Here is a 17394-nt window from a genome sequence, read left to right as displayed (position 1 = left end):
CCCCAGCCCATCGTCCCCCCGGCCTTGTGCCGGGGTGACGGGTGAGAGATTGCAGTCCGCTCACGCCCCGCTAGGCTGCCGCAAAATCAGCAAAAAAGGGGTGAGCGATGCACGACGGGAATGGCGCCATCGGACGGCGCGCAATGCTCAAGGCCGCAGCGGCAGGCGCAGCGCTGACCGCGCCGGGCGCGGCGCTCGCCGCCACGGACAAGATGGCGGATGTGAAGAAGGCGATCGCCGCCAACCACGACGCCGCGGTGAAGAGGCTGCAGGACTGGATCAAGCTTCCGTCGATCGCCGCGGAGAATCGCGGCTATCCCGAAGGCCCCGACTATATGAAGCGCCTCGCGCTCGACGCGGGCTTCCAGCATGCCGAGATCGTGCCGTCCAAGGGCAAGCCGGGCGTGTTCGCGACGCTGGACGCGGGCGCGAAGAAGACGCTGGGCATCTACTTCATGTACGACGTCAAGCAGTTCGACCCGGCGGAATGGGAGAATCCGCCGCTGGAGGCGCGGCTGGTCGACAAGCCCGGTTTCGGCAAGGTGGTGATGGGCCGCGGCGCGGTAAACCAGAAGGGGCCGCAGGCGACCTTCCTTGCAGCGCTCCACGCGATGAAAGCGGCGGGGCGCAAGCTGCCGGTCAATCTCGTCCTCATCGCCGAGGGCGAGGAGGAGATCGCCTCCCCCAATTTCCACGAGATCGTGACCGCGCCGCAGGTCGCCGCCGCGCTCAAGAAGACCGTCGGCGTGATCATCCCGACCGGCTGGCAGAGCCCGGCGACGGGCGGCGTCACGCTGGCACTGGGCGCCAAGGGCGCGGTCGAGTTCGAACTGACCGTATCGGGCGAAAAATGGGGCCGCGGCCCCAAGGGCGACATCCATTCGAGCGAGAAGGCGCGCGTCGACAGCCCGCCCTGGCGGCTGGTCGCAGCGCTCTCCACGCTCGTCTCCAAGGACGGCAACACCGTCATGATCGACGGCATCCAGGAGAAGGTTCAGCCGCTGACGGCCCGGCAGCGCCAGCTGATCGCCCAGACCGCCGCAAACACGCGCGAGGAGGATGCGAAGAAGGCGCTGGGCGTGTCGCGCTGGATCGACGATTTGAGCTGGGAAGAGTCGATGGTGCGGCTGGCGCAGGTGCCGACGGTCAACATCCAGGGGCTGGTGTCGGGCTATATGGGCCCGGGCGGCAAGACCGTGCTGCCGGGCAAGGCGACCGCCAAGATCGAAATGCGGCTGGTGCCCGACATGACCAAGGACGACACGCTGGCCAAGCTGCGCGCGCATCTCGACAAGCGCGGCTTCAGCGACGTCGAGATCAACGTGACGGGCGGATACGGCCCGACCCAGACCGACGAGAACAGCGCGCTGATCCGTGCCGAACTGGCGACCTGCGCGCGGCTCGGCGTGCCGGCGACATTGCATCCGCGGCTGGCGGGGAGCTGGCCGGGGGTGATCTTCACCGGCCCGCCGCTCAACCTGCCCGCCGGCCAGTTCGGCTTCGGCCATGGCAGCGGCGCGCATGCCCCCAACGAGTATTTCGTGATCGAGAGCAGCAATCCCAAGGTGATGGGGATGGACGCGGCCACATTCGGCTTCGTCGACTTCCTTTATCAGGTTGCGGCGACCGCCTGATCTACCCGATGGCGCCGTGCGTTGGGAACGCGCGGCAGTTTGGAGACGGATGATGAGCAAGGTGCGCGTGAACGGGTTCAGCATTTCGGCCGACGGCTTTGGCGCCGGGCCAGAGCAGAGCCTGGAACATCCGCTGGGCAAGGGCGCCAACTTCCACCAATGGCTGGTCGAAAGCCGCTACTTCAAGGCGATGGTCGGCCAGGACGGCGGCAAGGACGGCATCGACAACGGCTTTGCCGAGCGATCCATGGCCGGGCTCGGCGCCTGGGTGATGGGGCGCAACATGTTCGGCCCGGTGCGCGGGCCATGGCCCGACGGCGAGTGGAAGGGCTGGTGGGGCGACAACCCGCCCTATCACTGCCCGGTCTATGTCCTGACCCACCATGCCCGCCCGCCGTTGGAGATGGAGGGGGGCACGGTGTTCCACTTCATCACCGAAGGGCCCGACAAGGCGCTGGAACTGGCGCGCGCGGCAGCAGGCGATCAGGACATCCGCATCGGCGGCGGGGTCACGACCGTGCGCCACTATCTGAAGGCGGGCGCGATCGATGAAGCGCACATCGCGATCGCGCCGTCGCTGTTGGGCAAGGGCGAGGCGTTGTTCGAGGGAATCGACCTGCCCGCGCTCGGCTATCGCGTCATCGAAAGCGTGCCGGGCGAGCAGGCACTGCATCTGGTGCTGGCGCGCGGCTGATCGCGGAGCGGCAATTCGGGCAGTAATGCGGCGGCGGGCTGAACCCCGGGTGAAGGGGCCCGTCCGCGGCCCTTTTCAAGCGCGTTCGGCCCGTCCCTTCCCCGCCACGCTTCGCCCCGGCACGCTCATAGAAACCCGTCGCGGCGTTCGTTTCCAACAGCAACCGGGCGGTGCGGGCAGCCGTTCCTCTCCCCGGTTCATGGCAACATGAGGAGACGAACGATGCGAACCCTGACCCTGACCGCCGCGGCGCTGGCCATGCTGAGTGTGCCAGTGCTGAATGGCCCGGCGCTGGCACGCGACCGGTCGAAACCGGTCTTCGACGACAGCAACAGCCACTATCTCGACTACAAGACGTCGATCAGCGAGGCGAAGCGCGAGCTGCGCAAGGATCTGGCCGACGCCGACGACGAAGCCGACCGGGTCGATGCCTATGCCGAGTACGAGGCCGAGGTCGCCGATGCCGAGAAGGATTTCCGCAAGGAGATGGCCGAGCGGGGCATCCGCATCCCGGCGGGCCGCGTGACGGTCGAGACCGAGGTGTCGATGCTGTCGCCGCGCTGATGAGCTGAGTTACATGGTCCGGGCCACCCACCGGGTCCGGGAGGGCGGGAGCAACCTCCGCGCGGACAGCATCTCGCGGATGCGGCTTCCGCCCTTTAGCTGCAGGTCAGTCGCACCAGCCTTCGCGATAGCCGCCCGCATAACGCCGCGCGAGCCCTTCGGCGATCAGCACATCGCCGACGCCGCGGCCATCGACCGAAACCACCCGCAGCTTGCGCCCGTAGCGATCGGCATCGCGCCCCGCCGTCTCGAGCGAGACCGCGCCCGAATTGAGCAGGGCATGCAGCCGCCGCGTCGCCGCCGCGCCCAGCTCCGCCTCGCGGACGCAGCGGGCGGGGTGGGTTTCGGGGGTGTCGATATCGGCGATGCGGATCTTCTCCCCGCCCATCCGGAAGGTGTCGCCATCGACCACACAATTGCTGCCCCCGCCGCTGTGGCACAAGGTGAAGCGGGTGCGGGTCGCAGCGGGGCGGCCAAACAGCGCAACGGGCGCATCCGCTGCCGCGGGCGCCGCGCCTGACATCAGCGGGAACGCCACCCAGCCGAATCCGCCGAACATTCCCGCAACCGCCGCCGCGATCAGCCCGAAACGCCAACTGCGGCGGGGTCGGGCACCACGCCAGGTCCGGCGCGTGCGATGCTCATGATGCCAGCGATTGTCGAAGTTCATGGCCGTGAATCTAGCCGCCCGGCTTCACCAAATCCTTTCGGGACAGCACGGATCCGGAGCGGCTTGCCGCCATTTCGGACCGGCCGCGATGCATCCGTTCCGGAGCGGACTATCCCCAAAGCGGCGCGATCCCGCGCTAACGCTGCGCGCATGAGCGAACGGATCATCTTTGTGTGCGAGGGCTGCGGCACCCCCGGCGTGACGCGGGAGGCCTGGGCGGCGTGGGACGTGGAGCGCCAGGCCTGGGTGCTGGCCGAGATGTTCGACTACGCCTTCTGCCACCGCTGCCACCGGCGGACGCAGCTGGAGGAACGCGGGGTAGAGGGGCGTTAGGATGGCGGGTGCGGCATTGTCGGTCGCGACCGGCCTGCTTCTGCAAGGTACGACGCCGAATCCGCATATCCGCCCCCCGGATCAGCTGATCGGCACCTTCACGACCATCGCGATCGAGGTCGAATTCCTCGGCAACTGCCTGGATCCGGGAGACGGGGATCGTACCGATGCGCGCTTCAAGCGGCTCAACCGCCGATATTGGGATACCCGGCGCAAGGTCCATGCGATCTGGGGATCGGCCGAAGATTCCGCCGCGATCTCCCAATACTTCTTCAACGAGGCCTTCTTTCCCGAGAAGCGTCGCCGCTGCGGCAAGGCGCAGGTCCAGGCCGCACTCGACCATGCGAACGCCAAGCTGACCGAGATCGAGCAGAGCCTCTCGTCAGCTGCCGCGCAGCAACGCATGGGCGCATGGGTCGGTGCGTTTCGGCTGTGCCGGGACACCGTGTCGCGGGCGGAGATCGGTACGGGCGGCTGGCAAGATGAGCCGGTGCTGCACATCACGTTGACCGCTGAAAGCCGGGGAAGCTTCGCGGCGTTGACTGAACGTGCCGTCGGACTCAAGCTCGCGGTTCTCGTCGATGGCCGTGTCATCTTCGAGCCGCACATCAACGAGCCGATTCAAGATGGCAGATTCTATCTTCAGGCGCGCGATCTGCAGACGCTGGAGCGTGCCCGTGTGCTGGTCGCGGACGCCTGTTAGCGGCCTTTCGCTCTCTCTGCGCGGCTAAGCCGCCTGTGCGGACGCCTGAGCAACGAACGGCCGCACCACCCCCAGCGCGCGGTCCACATATGCAGCCTTCTCGCCGACCGGGGCGACATAGTGGATCGCTTCCTCGGCATCCTGCAACGACCCCAGCCGGGCGATCATCCACGCCGCGAGATATTGCGATGACAGGCAGCCGCCCGCCGTCGCGACATTGCCGTGCGCGACAAAGGGCGCATCGATGACATTTACCCCCGCCTCGATCACCCAGGGCTTGGTGGTGAGATCGGTGCACGCGGGGAGGTCACCGACCAGCCCGAGCTTCGCGAGCAGCAAGGTGCCCGAGCATTGCGCCCCGATCAGCTGACGCGCGGGATCGAGCCGGATACGGCCCAGCAGATCGCCGTCGGCGGCATGGTCGCGGGTGCGAATGCCGCTGCCGATCAGAACGGCGTCGGCTTCGCCCACGAAGTCGAGGCCGCGCTGGGCACGGACGGTGACGCCGTTCATCGACGTCACCTCGTCGGCCGGAGAGGTGATGTACGCCGCCCAGCCCTTGCCCCGCATCCGGTTGAGGATCGCGGCGGCGATGAACGAGTCCAGCTCGTTATAGCCTTCGAGGGTGAGGACGGCGATCTGCATGGTTACTCCACTTCACTCAAACCAAGCTGCCACAGGACGAAGGCATTCTCCTCCGCCGCCTCGTGCAGGCTTTCCCAGCGGCCCGACTTGCCGCCATGCCCGGCGCCCATATTGGTCTTGAGCAGCAGGATATTGTCGTCGGTCTTGGTCGCGCGCAGCCGGGCTGCCCATTTGGCAGGCTCCCAATAGGTGACGCGCGGATCGTTGAGGCCGCCCGAGATGAAGATCGGCGGATAGGCCTGAGGCCTGACATTGTCATAGGGCGAATAGCCGCGGATCAGCTCGAACGCCTCGGCGTCAGTGATCGGGTTGCCCCATTCGGGCCATTCGCCCGGGGTCAGCGGCAGCGTATCGTCGAGCATGGTGTTGAGCACGTCGACGAACGGTACGTCGGCGACCACCGCGCCCCACAGGTCCGGGTCGGAGTTGATCACCGCGCCCATCAGCTCGCCGCCAGCCGATCCGCCCGCAATGGCGATGCCGCCCTTGTGCGCGAAGCCGCGCGCGATCAGCCCCTTCGCGACATCGACAAAGTCGTTGAAGGTGTTGGTGCGCTTCTTGAGCTTGCCGTCGAGATACCATTGCTGGCCGAGATCGTCGCCGCCGCGGATATGCGCGATGGCGAAGGCGACGCCGCGGTCGAGGAACGACATGCGCGAGGTCGAGAAGCCCGGCGGGATCGCGATGCCATAAGCACCATAGGCATAGAGATAGACTTTCCCCGAACCATCGCGCGGGAAGTCCCTGGGATAGACGATCGAGCAGGGCACTTCGGTGCCGTCGCGTGCGACGATCTTCAGGCGTTCGGTCGCGTATTTCGACGCATCATAGCCCGACGGGATGATCTGGACCTTCCGCGTCTCCAACTCGCCCGTCGCGACGTGATAGTCATAGACAGTGCCCGGCGTGACCATCGATTCATAGCCGATGCGCAGCACATCCATCGCATATTCGGGGTTGTCGCCGAGCGCGGCGACATAGCTTGCCTCGGGAAAGGCGATGCGCTTGCCTTCACCGCCCGCATATTGGTGCAGCTCGATCTGATCGAGCCCGTCCTCGCGCCCTTCGACGACAAGGAAGTCGGCGAAGGTGGTGACCCCGGTCATGTAGAAATGCGGCGAGGGCGCGATCCGCTCGACCCACTCGCCCGGCGCATCGATGCCGGCGGTGCACAGGCGGAAATTGGTGTGCGTGTCGTTGGTGTGGATGAAGAGCGTGCCGTCATGCTCCTCGACATCATATTCGCGCCCTTCCTGGCGCGGGGCGACGAGGATCGGGTCGGCAAAGACATTGTCGGCGGGGAGCAGGCGCACCTCGCTGGTCACATGGTCGCCGGTCGAGATGACGATCCACTTGCGCGACTGGGTCTCACCGACGCTGACGCGATAGCCCTCATCCTTTTCGTGATAGAGTTCGACATCGTCGGCAGGATCACTGCCGAGCCGGTGATAATGGGCATTGTCGGTGCGCCACTGGTCGTTGGCGAGGCCGTAGAGAAACCCGGAATCGTCGGCGGCCCAGACGATATCGGAGAGCATGCCGGGGATCTCGTCGGGCAGATGCTCGCCGGTCTCGAGATCCTTGACCCGGACCAGGAAGCGCTCCGAGCCATTGTCGTCATAGGCATAGGCGAGCCAGCGGCCATTGTTCGAGACCGAGAAGCCGCCGAGACGGAAATATTCCTTGCCCTTGGCCAGCGCGGGTTCGTCGAGGATCAGGACGTCCTCGCCCCCCGCGAGCGGCTTGCGCCACCAGCGGCGATATTCGCCGCCCTGCTCGAAATCGGCCCAGTAGAGCCAGTCGCCGTCCTTCTGGGGGACGGTGGCGTCGTCTTCCTTGATGCGGCCGCGCATCTCCGCGAACAGCGTGTCGGCGAGCGGCTTCAGCGGCTTCATCACCGCGTCGTAATAGGCGTTCTCTTCCTTGAGGTAGGAAAGGACTTCCTCGCTGGTGACGTTGGGATAGCCCGGATCGCGCAACCAGTTCCACGGATCCTCAATTCGAACGCCGTGACGCTCGAAGCTGTGGGGACGGGTGGCGGCCATCGGGGGCTTGGGAAGATCGGTCATCCGCGCGGCTTAGCGAAGCCCGCGACGTTTTCGAACCCCTTCGCGCGCCGGTGCGGCTATTTGGTCAGATCGAACGTCGTGCCGACGAAGATGCCGACACCGCATTCCTCGGGCAGGTCGATCCCCTGCCGCGTACGCCCCTTGAATCGGCAATTGATCTTGAACCCGCTGTTGAGTTTTCCTTCGGTGTCGGTGAGCAGGAAGAAGGGCACCTCCAGGCCGAAGCGATCGGTGTCGAGGGCGTAGCTTGGCCGCAGACTCATCGCGAGTGACGGGAGATACCAGAAACGCGGGATCTGGAGGTTGATCGAACCGCCGGCGACCAGCCCGTCGAGTTCATAGGGGGCCGCCAGATTGGCCTTGGTGCACAGATCATAGGGCGATCCGGCCGCCGCCGGAGAGCAGATCTGCTGGTCCTTGGTCTTGTCGGCAAAGCTGTATTCGCGGCGCCAGGTCAGCGACAGCGTGCCGCCCCATTTCCCGCCGGTGAGGAAACCGCCGCCGATCGGATCGATGAACCCGGCATAGGCCTTCATCGAAAAGGGTTCGGTGTGAAGCTTGACCTCACCGGGCAGCAGCGTGGTCGCGACCACCGCGCCGGTCAGCGGATCCTTGATCGGGCGATAGGTGACGTCCGAATAGCCGTAGCGGAACAGCCAGCCGCCAAAGACCTCTGCGTCCTGCTTGTAGCCCCAGAGCGGGGCGACGATCTCGGACCAGTAACCCGAATTGCGCGATGGGTCCTTCATCCAGTCGACCAGCCCCTGTCCCTGGCATCGGGCGATCGGATCGGGGTTGCGCACAACCTCGCGGACATTGGTGTCGGGCGTCTTCGCATCGTTCAGCATCGGGTCGAGCGTGCCATGATAGGCGATGCACTCGCGCCGCGCCTTGGCGATGCCGGCGTTGAACGACTTGGCGAGCTCGGTGCGGGTCTTCGTCGCCGAGCGGCCCCATTCGACGCCGAGCTGAAACCCGATGCCGGTGCTGAATTCGAAGTCGGTGAGGTTGAAGAGCGATGCGTCACCGGTGGTGCCGATCGCCGCGAAGCCGCCGCCGGTGATCCGGGTGTAGCTCGACCGGAACTTGTCATCGTCGGCTGGCGCATCGTCGGCGCCGCCGATCCTGGTGAAGGTGCGGAAGGTCCGCGACACGACGACGTCGAGAACGCCGTCGCCCTTGGTGCCGGTCAGCTGAAGGCCGAGATCGGTGGTGTTCTTATACTGTTTGGCCTGGCTGAGCTTGAGGCAGTCCCGTGCATATAGGTTGAGGCCGGTCACCCGCTCGCCGGCATTGTCCATTTCGCGCTTGTCGGGCTTGATCGCCCATTGGGCGGTCGACGGCTGCGTTCCGTCGCTGACCGCCATGTCGCAGCGGTGCGCGGCGGGCGTCGGCGCGCCGGTTGCCACCGTCTGTGCGGACCGGGGCGCCGGGGCCGCGTCGAGCGCGCGTTGTGCGGCGGCCAGCGCAGTATCGGCGCGCTTCAATGCCGCCAGTGCCTCGGCACGCGCCAGTTCCGCCTCGCGGATCAGTTCTCGCAAGCGCACCTCGCTGACCGGAGCGGTTTGCGCAGCACTCTCCTGCCCGGCATGCGCCGGCAGCGCGACACAAAGCGCCGCAACCGATGCGGCGAGCAGACAAGCGGGCTTCGGCATTGTTTCCCCCCTCAATGCCAGGCTGTTCCGCCGCGGAGTTTCATTTGAGTACCGAAACGAGTCAAGCCGCAGGGCACCGCAAGCCGGTTCGAAGACACCGGAACGGACGCATTGCGCGCTGCCCGCGCCTTCGCGCTTACCCGCCTTATGCACTTGCCGCGAACGTAAGCTTCGCGCCATCATGGCCGAAACGAACGGGAGTGGGCGTATGAATCGGGCATGGTTGGCGGGCGCGGCACTGGTGGCGCTGGCGGGAACGGCGCAGGCGCAGCGCTATGAAGCGACGATCGTGCGCACGCAGCACGGCATCCCGCATATCAGCGCCAAGGACTGGCGCGGGGCGGGCTATGGCATCGGCTATGCCTATGCGCAGGACAATCTGTGCATGATCGCCGAGGAGTTCGCGACCGTCGCGGGCGAACGATCGTTGCATTTCGGTGCGGCCAACCGCGCAACCCTGGGCTTCCAGCCGGTCGACAACCTCACCTCCGACATCTTCTTCCGCAGCGCGATCGACCTGCCCGCGCTGCGCAAGGGCGTGCGGGCACAGGGGCCCGAGGCGATGGCGATCGTCCAGGGCTATATCGCCGGCTATAACCGCTACCTCCGCGATATCGGGCCCCAAGGCGTGCCTGCCGAATGCCGCGGCAAGGCGTGGGTGCGACCGATCACGGCGGACGATACGCTGCGGCTGAACGAGAAGCAGATGCTGCTGGCCAGCTCGCTGGCGCTGGCGCCGGGCATCGCCAATGCGGTGCCGCCGGGGACGGCGAAGCCCGCCGCCTTGAGCCGCGCGGTGCTGCCCGATTTCGACAAGCTCGAGATTGCGAGCAACGGCTGGGCGTTCGGCGGCGACGTCACCGCCGACGGCAAGGGGCTGCTGGTCGGCAACCCGCATTTTCCCTGGCACGGGCCGAGCCGCTTCTGGGAGATGCACGTCACCATCCCCGGCAAGATCGACGCGGCGGGTGCGGGGATCGCTGGAACGCCCTTCCCCACCCTGGGCTTCAACCGCGACATCGCCTGGACGCACACCGTCACCGCGGCGCGGCACTTCACCCTCTATCAGCTCGCGCTCGATCCCGCCGACCCGACCCGCTATCTGGTCGACGGCAAGGCGGAGAAGATGACCGCGAAAACCGTCCGCGTGCCGATGCCGGACGGGAAATCGGTCGAGCGAACGCTCTATTCGACGCGCTTCGGGCCGGTGGTGGCGATGCCGCAGGCGATGGCTAACTGGACCGACAAGATGGCGTTCGCGCTGCGCGACGCCAATCGTGGCAACCAGCGCGCGATCGGCACCTGGCTGAAGATCGCGCGGGCACGCAATGTCGGTGAGATCCGCGACGCGGTGACGCAGAGCCTGGCGATTCCCTGGGTCAACACCATCGCCGCCGACCGATATGGCGACGCGCTGCACGCCGATGTGACCTCGGTACCCAATGTCTCGGCCGAGAAGATCAAGGCCTGCGCGACGCCATTGTCGCCCGCCGTGGCACGCGCGGCAGTGCTGCTCGACGGGTCGAAATCGGCCTGTGCCTGGGACGCGGCGGCGGGGACTGCAGTGCCGGGGCTGATGCCCGCAAAGGATCAGGCGATCTACCAGCGCCGCGATTACGTCGCGAACATGAACGACAGCTATTGGCTGAGCAATCCGCGCGTGCCCCACGCACCGCTGTCGCCGATCCTGGGCGCAAACGGCCAGCAGGTGTCGCTGCGCACGCGATCGGGCTTCATCGAGACCGATGCGCTGATCGCGGGCGGCAAGGTCGATCATGCCCGGGCGCAGGCGATGGCCTTCGCCAACAAGAGCCTGGCCGCCGATCTGGTGCTGAAGCCGCTGTTGGCGCTGTGCGGAGACAAGGCCGAGGTGGCCGAAGCCTGCGCGGCGCTGGGCAAATGGGACGGACGGTTCGAGAATGACAGCCGCGGGGCATGGCTGTTCGACCGTTTCTGGATGAAGGCGCGGAGCGTCGCCGGCATCTGGGCGGTGCCGTTCGACGCGAAGGACCCGATCAACACCCCGCGTGACTTCACGACGGCGGGCGATACGGGCGCCAAGCTGATCGCGACGCTCAAGGCCGCTGCGGAAGAGGTGACCAAGGCGGGCGTCGCGCTCGATGCACGCTGGGGCGATGTGCAATATGCCCAGCGCGGGGCCGAGCGGATTCCGGTGCATGGCGGCGACGGACAGCTGGGCGTGCTCAACGTGCAGATGTCCGACCCGGCGCCCGGCGGCGTCAGCCCGCGCCACGGATCAAGCTATGTGCAGGTGGTCGGCTTCGACGCGCAGGGGCCGGTCGCGGACACGGTGCTGAGCTACTCCCAGTCGCCCGACCCGGCATCGCCCTGGTATGCCGACCAGACGCGGCTCTACGCCAAGAAGGCGTGGGTCCGCTTCCCCTTCACCCCCGCGCAGATCGAAGCGGCAAAGGTGGGGGAAGCGGTGACGATCAAGGAATAGGCGGCATCACGCGGCTTCGAGGTCGAGCAGCATCCGCTTGGCCTCGAGCCCGCCGGCAAAGCCGGTGAGCGTGCCGTTGGTGCCGATCACGCGATGGCACGGCGCGATGATCGAGACCGGGTTGCGGCCATTGGCGGCACCGACCGCACGGCTGGCAGTGGGGCGGCCGATCTGGTCCGCGATCTGCGCGTAGCTGCGCGTCTCGCCGAACGGGATGGTGAGCAGCGCCTGCCACACGCTGCGCTGGAAATCGGTGCCGCGGAAATCGAGCGGCACGTCGAAGGCACGAAGCCGGCCCGCGAAATAATCGTCGACCTGCGCGGCGGCGCGGACAAGGATCGGATGCGCTTCATCCTCGACCGTCGGGCCGAGCGGCACGCGGCCGGGGCGTTCATTGGGCCAGAGGATCGCGACCAGCCCCTTGCCGCTCGCGACGAGGCGCAGCGTGCCGACCGGCGAGGCGATATCTTTGTGAACAAGGGTCATCGGAAGTCTCCTGCGGATATGCTCCGCAAGATAGGCGTGACGCGCAAGCGTCGCTTCCCGCGGCTTGCGGGCAAAGCGATCAATGGCCCGAAATCACCCCGCCCATGCCCAGCCGCTTGCCCCGGGTGATGATCACCCGGTCGCCGAGCTTGGCCTGCGCGAACAGCAGCTTCGCAAAGGGCTTGGGCACGCCGATACAGCCATGCGTCGCCGCGCCCATCTCGACCTCCGATGCGTGGATCGCGACCCCGTCATTGGTCAGGCGCATCATGTACGGCATCGGCGCACCGTAGAGGTTGGAGATGTGGTGCACCTTCTTCTGCGTGATCTTGTGCACGCCCAGCGGGGTCGGCTTCTCGTCCGCGCCATAGAGGATCGCGGTGGCGCCGATCTCATAGCCGTCGCGGAACACCGACATCGTCTCGGCCTCGAGGTCGATCGTGATGATCAGCGGCCCGTCGGCAGGAATGCCCTCGGCGTCCCAGAAATATTCGCCGAAGCGGATCGGGCCGGGGATGTCGAGGATGCGCCTGACGACCAGCTGCGATTCGGGGGCGGGCTCAGCGGGCTTGGGCGCGGGCGGTTTTGCAGCCGCCGCCTTGGGCTGCGGGGCAACCGCGGCAACGGGCTTTGCGGGCGCGGCGGCGGGCGACTTGCCGGGCACCAGTGCGGCCGCACCCACCGCGGCGGCCACACCGCCGACGAGAAGCCCCGTCCTGATCGCCCAACCACTCCAACGCACGTGCCGACTCCCTGAAACTGTCCCGCCATGATCCGCGATTCGAGCGACCGGGGCCACCCCCGATTTGGCGACGTTCCATGCTGGCACAGCCTTGAGGCCCGTTAACCGGCGTCCGATCGGCCTTCCAAAAGCCGCGCGATCGGCCTAGCCATTCGCCATTACCCGGACGGCTTCACAGGCGGGCATGCCGCCCCCAGATTGGGCAGAAGGAGCCGCCGGACCCGCGCTTTTTTGAGGAACACCCCATGTCCACCTATGCCGATCGCCTGAACGCACTGCGCGCGCAGCTCAAGCGCGAGCAGCTCGACGGGTTCGTCGTGCCGCTGACCGACGAGCATATGAGCGAATATGTCGGCGCCTATGCGCAGCGGCTGAGCTGGCTCACCGGCTTTCAGGGCAGCGCGGGCAGCGCAGTGGTGCTGCCCGAGGCCGCGGCGATCTTCACCGACGGCCGCTACACGCTTCAGGTGCGCCAGCAGGTCGACGGCAATCATTGGGACTATGTCCCGGTGCCGCAGGTGAGCATCGCGAGCTGGCTGGGCGAGCATGCGCCGCAGGGCGGGCGGATCGGCTATGATCCCTGGCTGCACACGCGTGGCTGGGTCGAGGAAGCGCGCAAGGCGCTGGCCGAGAAGGGCGCCGAGCTGGTCGCGGTGACCAGCAACCCAATCGATGCGGTGTGGGACGACCAGCCGCTCCCCTCCGACGCCAGGCTTGCCGTGCAGGGCGACGATGCCGCAGGACAGACCAGCGCCGCCAAGCGCGCGGGGATCGCCGACTGGCTGAGCGAGCGCAAGGCGGATGCCGTGGTCCTCTCCGCGCTCGATTCGATCGCCTGGGCGTTCAACGTGCGCGGCAAGGATGTGAGCCACACACCGGTCGCGCTCGCCTATGCCATCGTCAATTCGGACGGCACCGCCGACCTGTTCGTGGCGAAGGACAAGGTGGGCGAGGATGTCGCCAAGCATCTGGGCAATGCGGTGCGCGTGCATGACCGCAGCGCCTTTGCCCCAGCGCTCCAGCAATTCGCGGGCAAGCGCGTCGCGGCCGACCCGGCCGGGTCGGTGGCGGCGATCTTCGACGCGCTCGACGCGGGCGGCGCCAAGATCCTGGCGGTGCGCGACCCGGTGGTGCTGGCCAAGGCGATCAAGAACGAGGCCGAGATTTCGGGCCACCGCACCGCACAGGCGCGTGACGGCGCGGCGCTGACGCGCTTCCTCAAATGGGCCGAAGCCGAGATGCCCAAGGGTGGGGTGACCGAGATTGCGGCCGCCAACCGTCTCCAGGCGTTCCGGGAGGAGACCGGCGTTCTGAAGGATCTCAGCTTCGACACCATCTCCGCCACCGGCCCCAATGGCGCGATCCCGCATTACAAGGTGACCGAGGAGTCGAGCTTGGCCGTAGAGAATGGCCAGCTCTACCTCGTCGATTCGGGCGGGCAGTATGAAGACGGCACCACCGACGTCACCCGCGTGATCCCGGTGGGCGAACCGACGCAGGAGATGCGCGACCGCTTCACCCGCGTGCTCAAGGGCCATATCGCGATCGCCACCGCGGTGTTCCCGGCGGGCACCACCGGCGGTCAGATCGACAGCTTCGCCCGCCGCCCGCTCTGGGAAGTCGGCTGCGACTTTGCGCACGGCACCGGCCATGGCGTCGGCGCCTATTTGTCGGTGCACGAAGGGCCGCAGCGCATCGCCAAGCCCAACTATCCGGGCGGCGGCCCGGCCGAGCCGCTGCGCGCGGGCATGTTCCTGTCCAACGAGCCCGGCTACTACAAAGCCGGCGAGTTCGGCATCCGCATCGAGAATCTGGTGCTGGTGATCGACAAGGACATTCCCGGCGCCGAATCGCCGATGCTCGGCTTCGAGACGCTGACCTTCGCCCCGATCGAGCGCGATCTGATCGAGCCCGCGCTGCTGACCGAGGACGAGCGCCGCTGGCTCGACGCCTATCATGCGAAGGTGCTTGAGGTGCTGGGGCCGCAGCTTTCGCCCGAGGAACGGGTGTGGCTGGAGGCAAAGTGCCGGCCGATCACGGCCAGATAGTCGCAACCCGCTGTTTCCTACCCGTCAGCCCGGCACAGGGCCGGGATGACGAAGGGTTTAGTCGGAGGATCCGTCCTTCGGTTCGGAGCTGGTCTGCGTTGCCTCTCCCGTCGCCCGCGCCTGCGCCTTGCGCTTGCGCAGATTCTCGCGAAGCGCGGCGGCGAGGCGGGCCTTCTTCTCGGCGTCGTTCATGGCGCGATGCGATAGACCCGGCACACGCGCCCTGACAACCGGGTTGACAACCGGCTGGCCCTGCGCAAAAGGGCCGCTCCCGCGCGGGCCCTGCCCGCCGAGTGCTGCCGTAGCTCAGTGGTAGAGCGCATCCTTGGTAAGGCTGAGGTCGTGAGTTCAATCCTCACCGGCAGCACCATTTTTCCTTCCGCATGAAACCGCGGGACCGGCTTGGCCGGTCCCTGCGGTGCGGCAGTCGGCCCGTGCGCTAGGCGGCATCACGCAGCATCGCGGCGAACCAGTCGTCGACGATACAGTCGATCACCAGATGCACGCGATCAGTGGTGCCGCGATTGGCCACCGCATGCTCATCGGCCAGTCGCAGATACCAGGTTTCGCCCGGCGCCATCGCCAGCGGCGTCCCGTTGAGCAGGAACTCGACATCGGGATTGGTCGTGATCGGGACATGGACGCGCGCCGTGCCCCATTCGGCGGCGAGGTTATGGTCGTAATGCGGCTTGATCACCGATCCCGGAGTCAGGCGCATCAGTCGCACGACGCGGAGCGGGCACCGAAACTGCGCCAGCACCTCCCGGAAATAAGGCGTCCGCGCGAGGAGCGGGCCCTCGACAAATTCGGTCGCGACGGGATCAGCATAGATCATCATCACCGGATGCGTCGCGCCCGCCTTGTGCCGCAGCGGGAGCACTGACCAGTTGCCTTCGTAATTCTGGCGCACGCTGTGATCGATCCAGTCGCGATCCACCACCTCCAGGTCCGCGCGCAGCCGGTCCACATCGAAGGTAAGGGGCAGGCGCACGCGGTCGGGCAGGTCTACGCCGGACAATACCGGCATCATCGGTTCAACCTGCATTCCCCTGCGCCCCTTCCGGACGCAAGCCTATCCGCGCCGCGCCATCCTGCCTAGGCGGATCGTGCGGCGCGGCAGCTATTAGGGGCAGCGGTTGACCTCTTTACTGCCTTGAAACGCGAGGGATCAGCTGACCGCGCGCGCTCCCCAGCCGCCCGCCAACGCCTTGAACAGGTTGATCTGCGTGGTTGCGATCCCGGCATCGATCGCCGCCAGCTCGGCCTCAGCCTCGGCGAAGCTGCGCTCGGCGTCGAGCAGGACGAGGCCGTCGACCTGCCCTTCACGCTGCTGCGCGCGGACGATGCGTGCTGCCTTCTCGGCAGCGTCGCGCGCGGCCTGAAGCGCGATGCGCCGGTCGAGCGTGCGGGCATAGGCCGACAGCGCCGTCTCGGTCTCCTGCAGCGCGCGCAGCACGGTGCCGTCGAACTCGGCAAGCGCGGCGCGGCTGTCCGCTTCCGCTCCGGCGACCTGAGCGCGGGCACGCTCATGGCCGGTGAACGACCAGTTGATCAGTGATCCGAGCAACCAGCGCAGCGGCCCACCGCCGAATACGTCGCCAATGTCCGGTCCGGTCGATCCGATCGACCCGCCGAGCGTCACCCGCGGATAGAGGTCGGCGGTCGCCACCCCGATCCGTGCCGTGCTTGCAGCCAGGCGCCGTTCGGCGGCGCGGACGTCCGGGCGGCGGGCGAGCAATTGCGCTCCGTCGCCGACCGGGATGGGCTGGTCGAGCCGCAGCGTCGCGACCCGCTGACCCGCGATCTGGGGCAGATCGGCGGGTGCGCGGCCGGTGAGCGTGGCTAGGCGGAACAGCGCCGCGTCGCGCTCGGCGGAAAGCGCCGGAATGTCGGCACGGCGCTGGTTGCGCAGCGTCGCGATCCGGGCGGTGTCGAGGCTGGTGGTCAGCCCGACCTGATGCCGCCGCTCGGTCAGAGCGAGCGAACGGTCGAGCAGCGCAACGATCCGCTCGGCCACCGCGATCCGCTCAGCGGTCGCCGCGGCATCGGCATAGGCGCGTGCGGTCTCGGCGGTGATCGCGACGCGGACCGCCTCGACATCGGCTTCCGCCGCGCCGAGATCGCCGCGTGCCGCCTCGACGCCGCGCGAGACGCGGCCGAACAGGTCGACCTCATAGGAGACTTCGAGCCCCGCATCGATCGACCAGTCCTCCCGCGGCGAGCCCGGCGCGCGCTGCCCGGCGGGCGAGCGGCCATAATTGGCGCCGGCACTGACGCCTGCCTCGGGCAGCCGGTCGGTCTTCACCGCACGCAGCGCCGCGCGTGCCCGGTCGAGACGGGCGACCGCGACGCGGATGTCGGTGTTGGCCGCCTGTGCGTCGGCGATCAGCTGGTCGAGGACCGGATCGTCGTACAGCTTCCACCACTCGCCCTGCACCGGCGCGAGCGGATCGACCGCAGGGCTGGTGGCGGCGACGAACTTGCCCGCCGCCGCCGAGGGCGTCTGGGGGGCGGCATAGTCGGGGCCGGTGGCGCAGGCGGCGAGCGCCAGCGCCGACGCGGCGATCATCAGATTGCGAAGCATGGCTTGCTCCTTCTCTTTCTCAATTCCTCCCCCAGCACGGGGGAGGGGGACCAGCCGAAGGCTGGTGGAGGGGTCGCCGGGCGAAGCACGGCGGTGTTCCACC

Annotated in this window: 16 protein-coding genes and 1 tRNA gene; 8 read left to right on the top strand and 9 right to left on the bottom strand. The window is 67.4% G+C overall.

The features are described from left to right. Positions 1 to 107 precede the first annotated feature (107 nt). The 3 genes from AC07TU_RS04775 to AC07TU_RS04765 all read left to right on the top strand — a co-directional run bounded on the left by AC07TU_RS04775 (position 108) and on the right by AC07TU_RS04765 (position 2892). Complete coding sequence (locus AC07TU_RS04775; RefSeq protein WP_495186749.1) at positions 108 to 1634, top strand: M20/M25/M40 family metallo-hydrolase; 1527 nt, start codon at positions 108 to 110, stop codon at positions 1632 to 1634. 52 nt (positions 1635 to 1686) lie between these two features. Beyond that, positions 1687 to 2328, top strand: a complete 642-nt coding sequence (locus tag AC07TU_RS04770; protein ID WP_495186748.1) for a dihydrofolate reductase family protein — start codon at positions 1687 to 1689, stop codon at positions 2326 to 2328. Between the two features lie 222 nt (positions 2329 to 2550). Beyond that, positions 2551 to 2892 (top strand): hypothetical protein, encoded by a 342-nt coding sequence (locus AC07TU_RS04765; protein ID WP_495186747.1) that lies wholly within the window; start codon positions 2551 to 2553, stop codon positions 2890 to 2892. A gap of 106 nt (positions 2893 to 2998) precedes the next feature. Here the strand turns inward: AC07TU_RS04765 and AC07TU_RS04760 are convergent, their stop codons facing one another. Beyond that, positions 2999 to 3562, bottom strand: a complete 564-nt coding sequence (locus tag AC07TU_RS04760) for a thermonuclease family protein (protein WP_495186746.1) — start codon at positions 3560 to 3562, stop codon at positions 2999 to 3001. Positions 3563 to 3712: 150 nt separating this feature from the next. Here AC07TU_RS04760 and AC07TU_RS04755 point away from each other — a divergent pair, with 150 nt between their 5' ends. Further along, complete coding sequence (locus tag AC07TU_RS04755) at positions 3713 to 3895, top strand: hypothetical protein (RefSeq protein WP_495186745.1); 183 nt, start codon at positions 3713 to 3715, stop codon at positions 3893 to 3895. Position 3896: 1 nt separating this feature from the next. Beyond that, on the top strand, positions 3897 to 4598 hold the full coding sequence (locus tag AC07TU_RS04750; protein WP_495186744.1) for a SecDF P1 head subdomain-containing protein: 702 nt from the start codon (positions 3897 to 3899) through the stop codon (positions 4596 to 4598). Positions 4599 to 4622: 24 nt separating this feature from the next. Here the strand turns inward: AC07TU_RS04750 and AC07TU_RS04745 are convergent, their stop codons facing one another. Genes AC07TU_RS04745 through AC07TU_RS04735 form a run of 3 tightly spaced genes read right to left on the bottom strand, consistent with a single transcriptional unit; the run spans position 4623 to position 8967 of the window. Then, on the bottom strand, positions 4623 to 5243 hold the full coding sequence (locus AC07TU_RS04745; RefSeq protein WP_495186743.1) for a DJ-1/PfpI family protein: 621 nt from the start codon (positions 5241 to 5243) through the stop codon (positions 4623 to 4625). Between the two features lie 2 nt (positions 5244 to 5245). Next, on the bottom strand, positions 5246 to 7312 hold the full coding sequence (locus AC07TU_RS04740; protein WP_495186742.1) for a S9 family peptidase: 2067 nt from the start codon (positions 7310 to 7312) through the stop codon (positions 5246 to 5248). Between the two features lie 56 nt (positions 7313 to 7368). Continuing rightward, on the bottom strand, positions 7369 to 8967 hold the full coding sequence (locus AC07TU_RS04735) for a hypothetical protein (protein WP_495186741.1): 1599 nt from the start codon (positions 8965 to 8967) through the stop codon (positions 7369 to 7371). A gap of 208 nt (positions 8968 to 9175) precedes the next feature. On the opposite strand from AC07TU_RS04735, the gene AC07TU_RS04730 reads away from it, so the two are divergent. Further along, positions 9176 to 11431 carry a penicillin acylase family protein gene (locus AC07TU_RS04730; protein WP_495186740.1) on the top strand — a complete coding sequence of 752 codons (2256 nt, stop codon included), beginning with the start codon at positions 9176 to 9178 and terminating at the stop codon, positions 11429 to 11431. A 6-nt stretch (positions 11432 to 11437) separates the two neighbouring features. Here AC07TU_RS04730 and AC07TU_RS04725 read toward each other — a convergent pair whose 3' ends face one another. Further along, complete coding sequence (locus tag AC07TU_RS04725; protein ID WP_495186739.1) at positions 11438 to 11917, bottom strand: methylated-DNA--[protein]-cysteine S-methyltransferase; 480 nt, start codon at positions 11915 to 11917, stop codon at positions 11438 to 11440. Between the two features lie 79 nt (positions 11918 to 11996). Further along, complete coding sequence (locus AC07TU_RS04720) at positions 11997 to 12659, bottom strand: L,D-transpeptidase family protein (protein ID WP_495186738.1); 663 nt, start codon at positions 12657 to 12659, stop codon at positions 11997 to 11999. Between the two features lie 245 nt (positions 12660 to 12904). On the opposite strand from AC07TU_RS04720, the gene AC07TU_RS04715 reads away from it, so the two are divergent. After that, a complete protein-coding gene (locus AC07TU_RS04715) occupies positions 12905 to 14707 on the top strand; it encodes an aminopeptidase P family protein (RefSeq protein ID WP_495186737.1) in 1803 nt (600 codons plus the stop codon). Between the two features lie 57 nt (positions 14708 to 14764). Here the strand turns inward: AC07TU_RS04715 and AC07TU_RS04710 are convergent, their stop codons facing one another. Continuing rightward, complete coding sequence (locus AC07TU_RS04710; protein ID WP_495186736.1) at positions 14765 to 14899, bottom strand: hypothetical protein; 135 nt, start codon at positions 14897 to 14899, stop codon at positions 14765 to 14767. A 103-nt stretch (positions 14900 to 15002) separates the two neighbouring features. On the opposite strand from AC07TU_RS04710, the gene AC07TU_RS04705 reads away from it, so the two are divergent. After that, positions 15003 to 15077, top strand: a tRNA-Thr gene (locus AC07TU_RS04705). Positions 15078 to 15146: 69 nt separating this feature from the next. On the opposite strand, the gene AC07TU_RS04700 is transcribed toward AC07TU_RS04705, so the two are convergent. Continuing rightward, on the bottom strand, positions 15147 to 15752 hold the full coding sequence (locus AC07TU_RS04700; RefSeq protein ID WP_495186735.1) for an aspartyl/asparaginyl beta-hydroxylase domain-containing protein: 606 nt from the start codon (positions 15750 to 15752) through the stop codon (positions 15147 to 15149). Positions 15753 to 15875: 123 nt separating this feature from the next. Then, a complete protein-coding gene (locus tag AC07TU_RS04695; RefSeq protein ID WP_495186734.1) occupies positions 15876 to 17291 on the bottom strand; it encodes an efflux transporter outer membrane subunit in 1416 nt (471 codons plus the stop codon). Positions 17292 to 17394 lie beyond the last annotated feature (103 nt).

This window comes from Sphingomonas sp. GW821-FHT03E12 (assembly GCF_059420685.1).
This window is presented reverse-complemented; position numbering and strand designations above follow the sequence as displayed.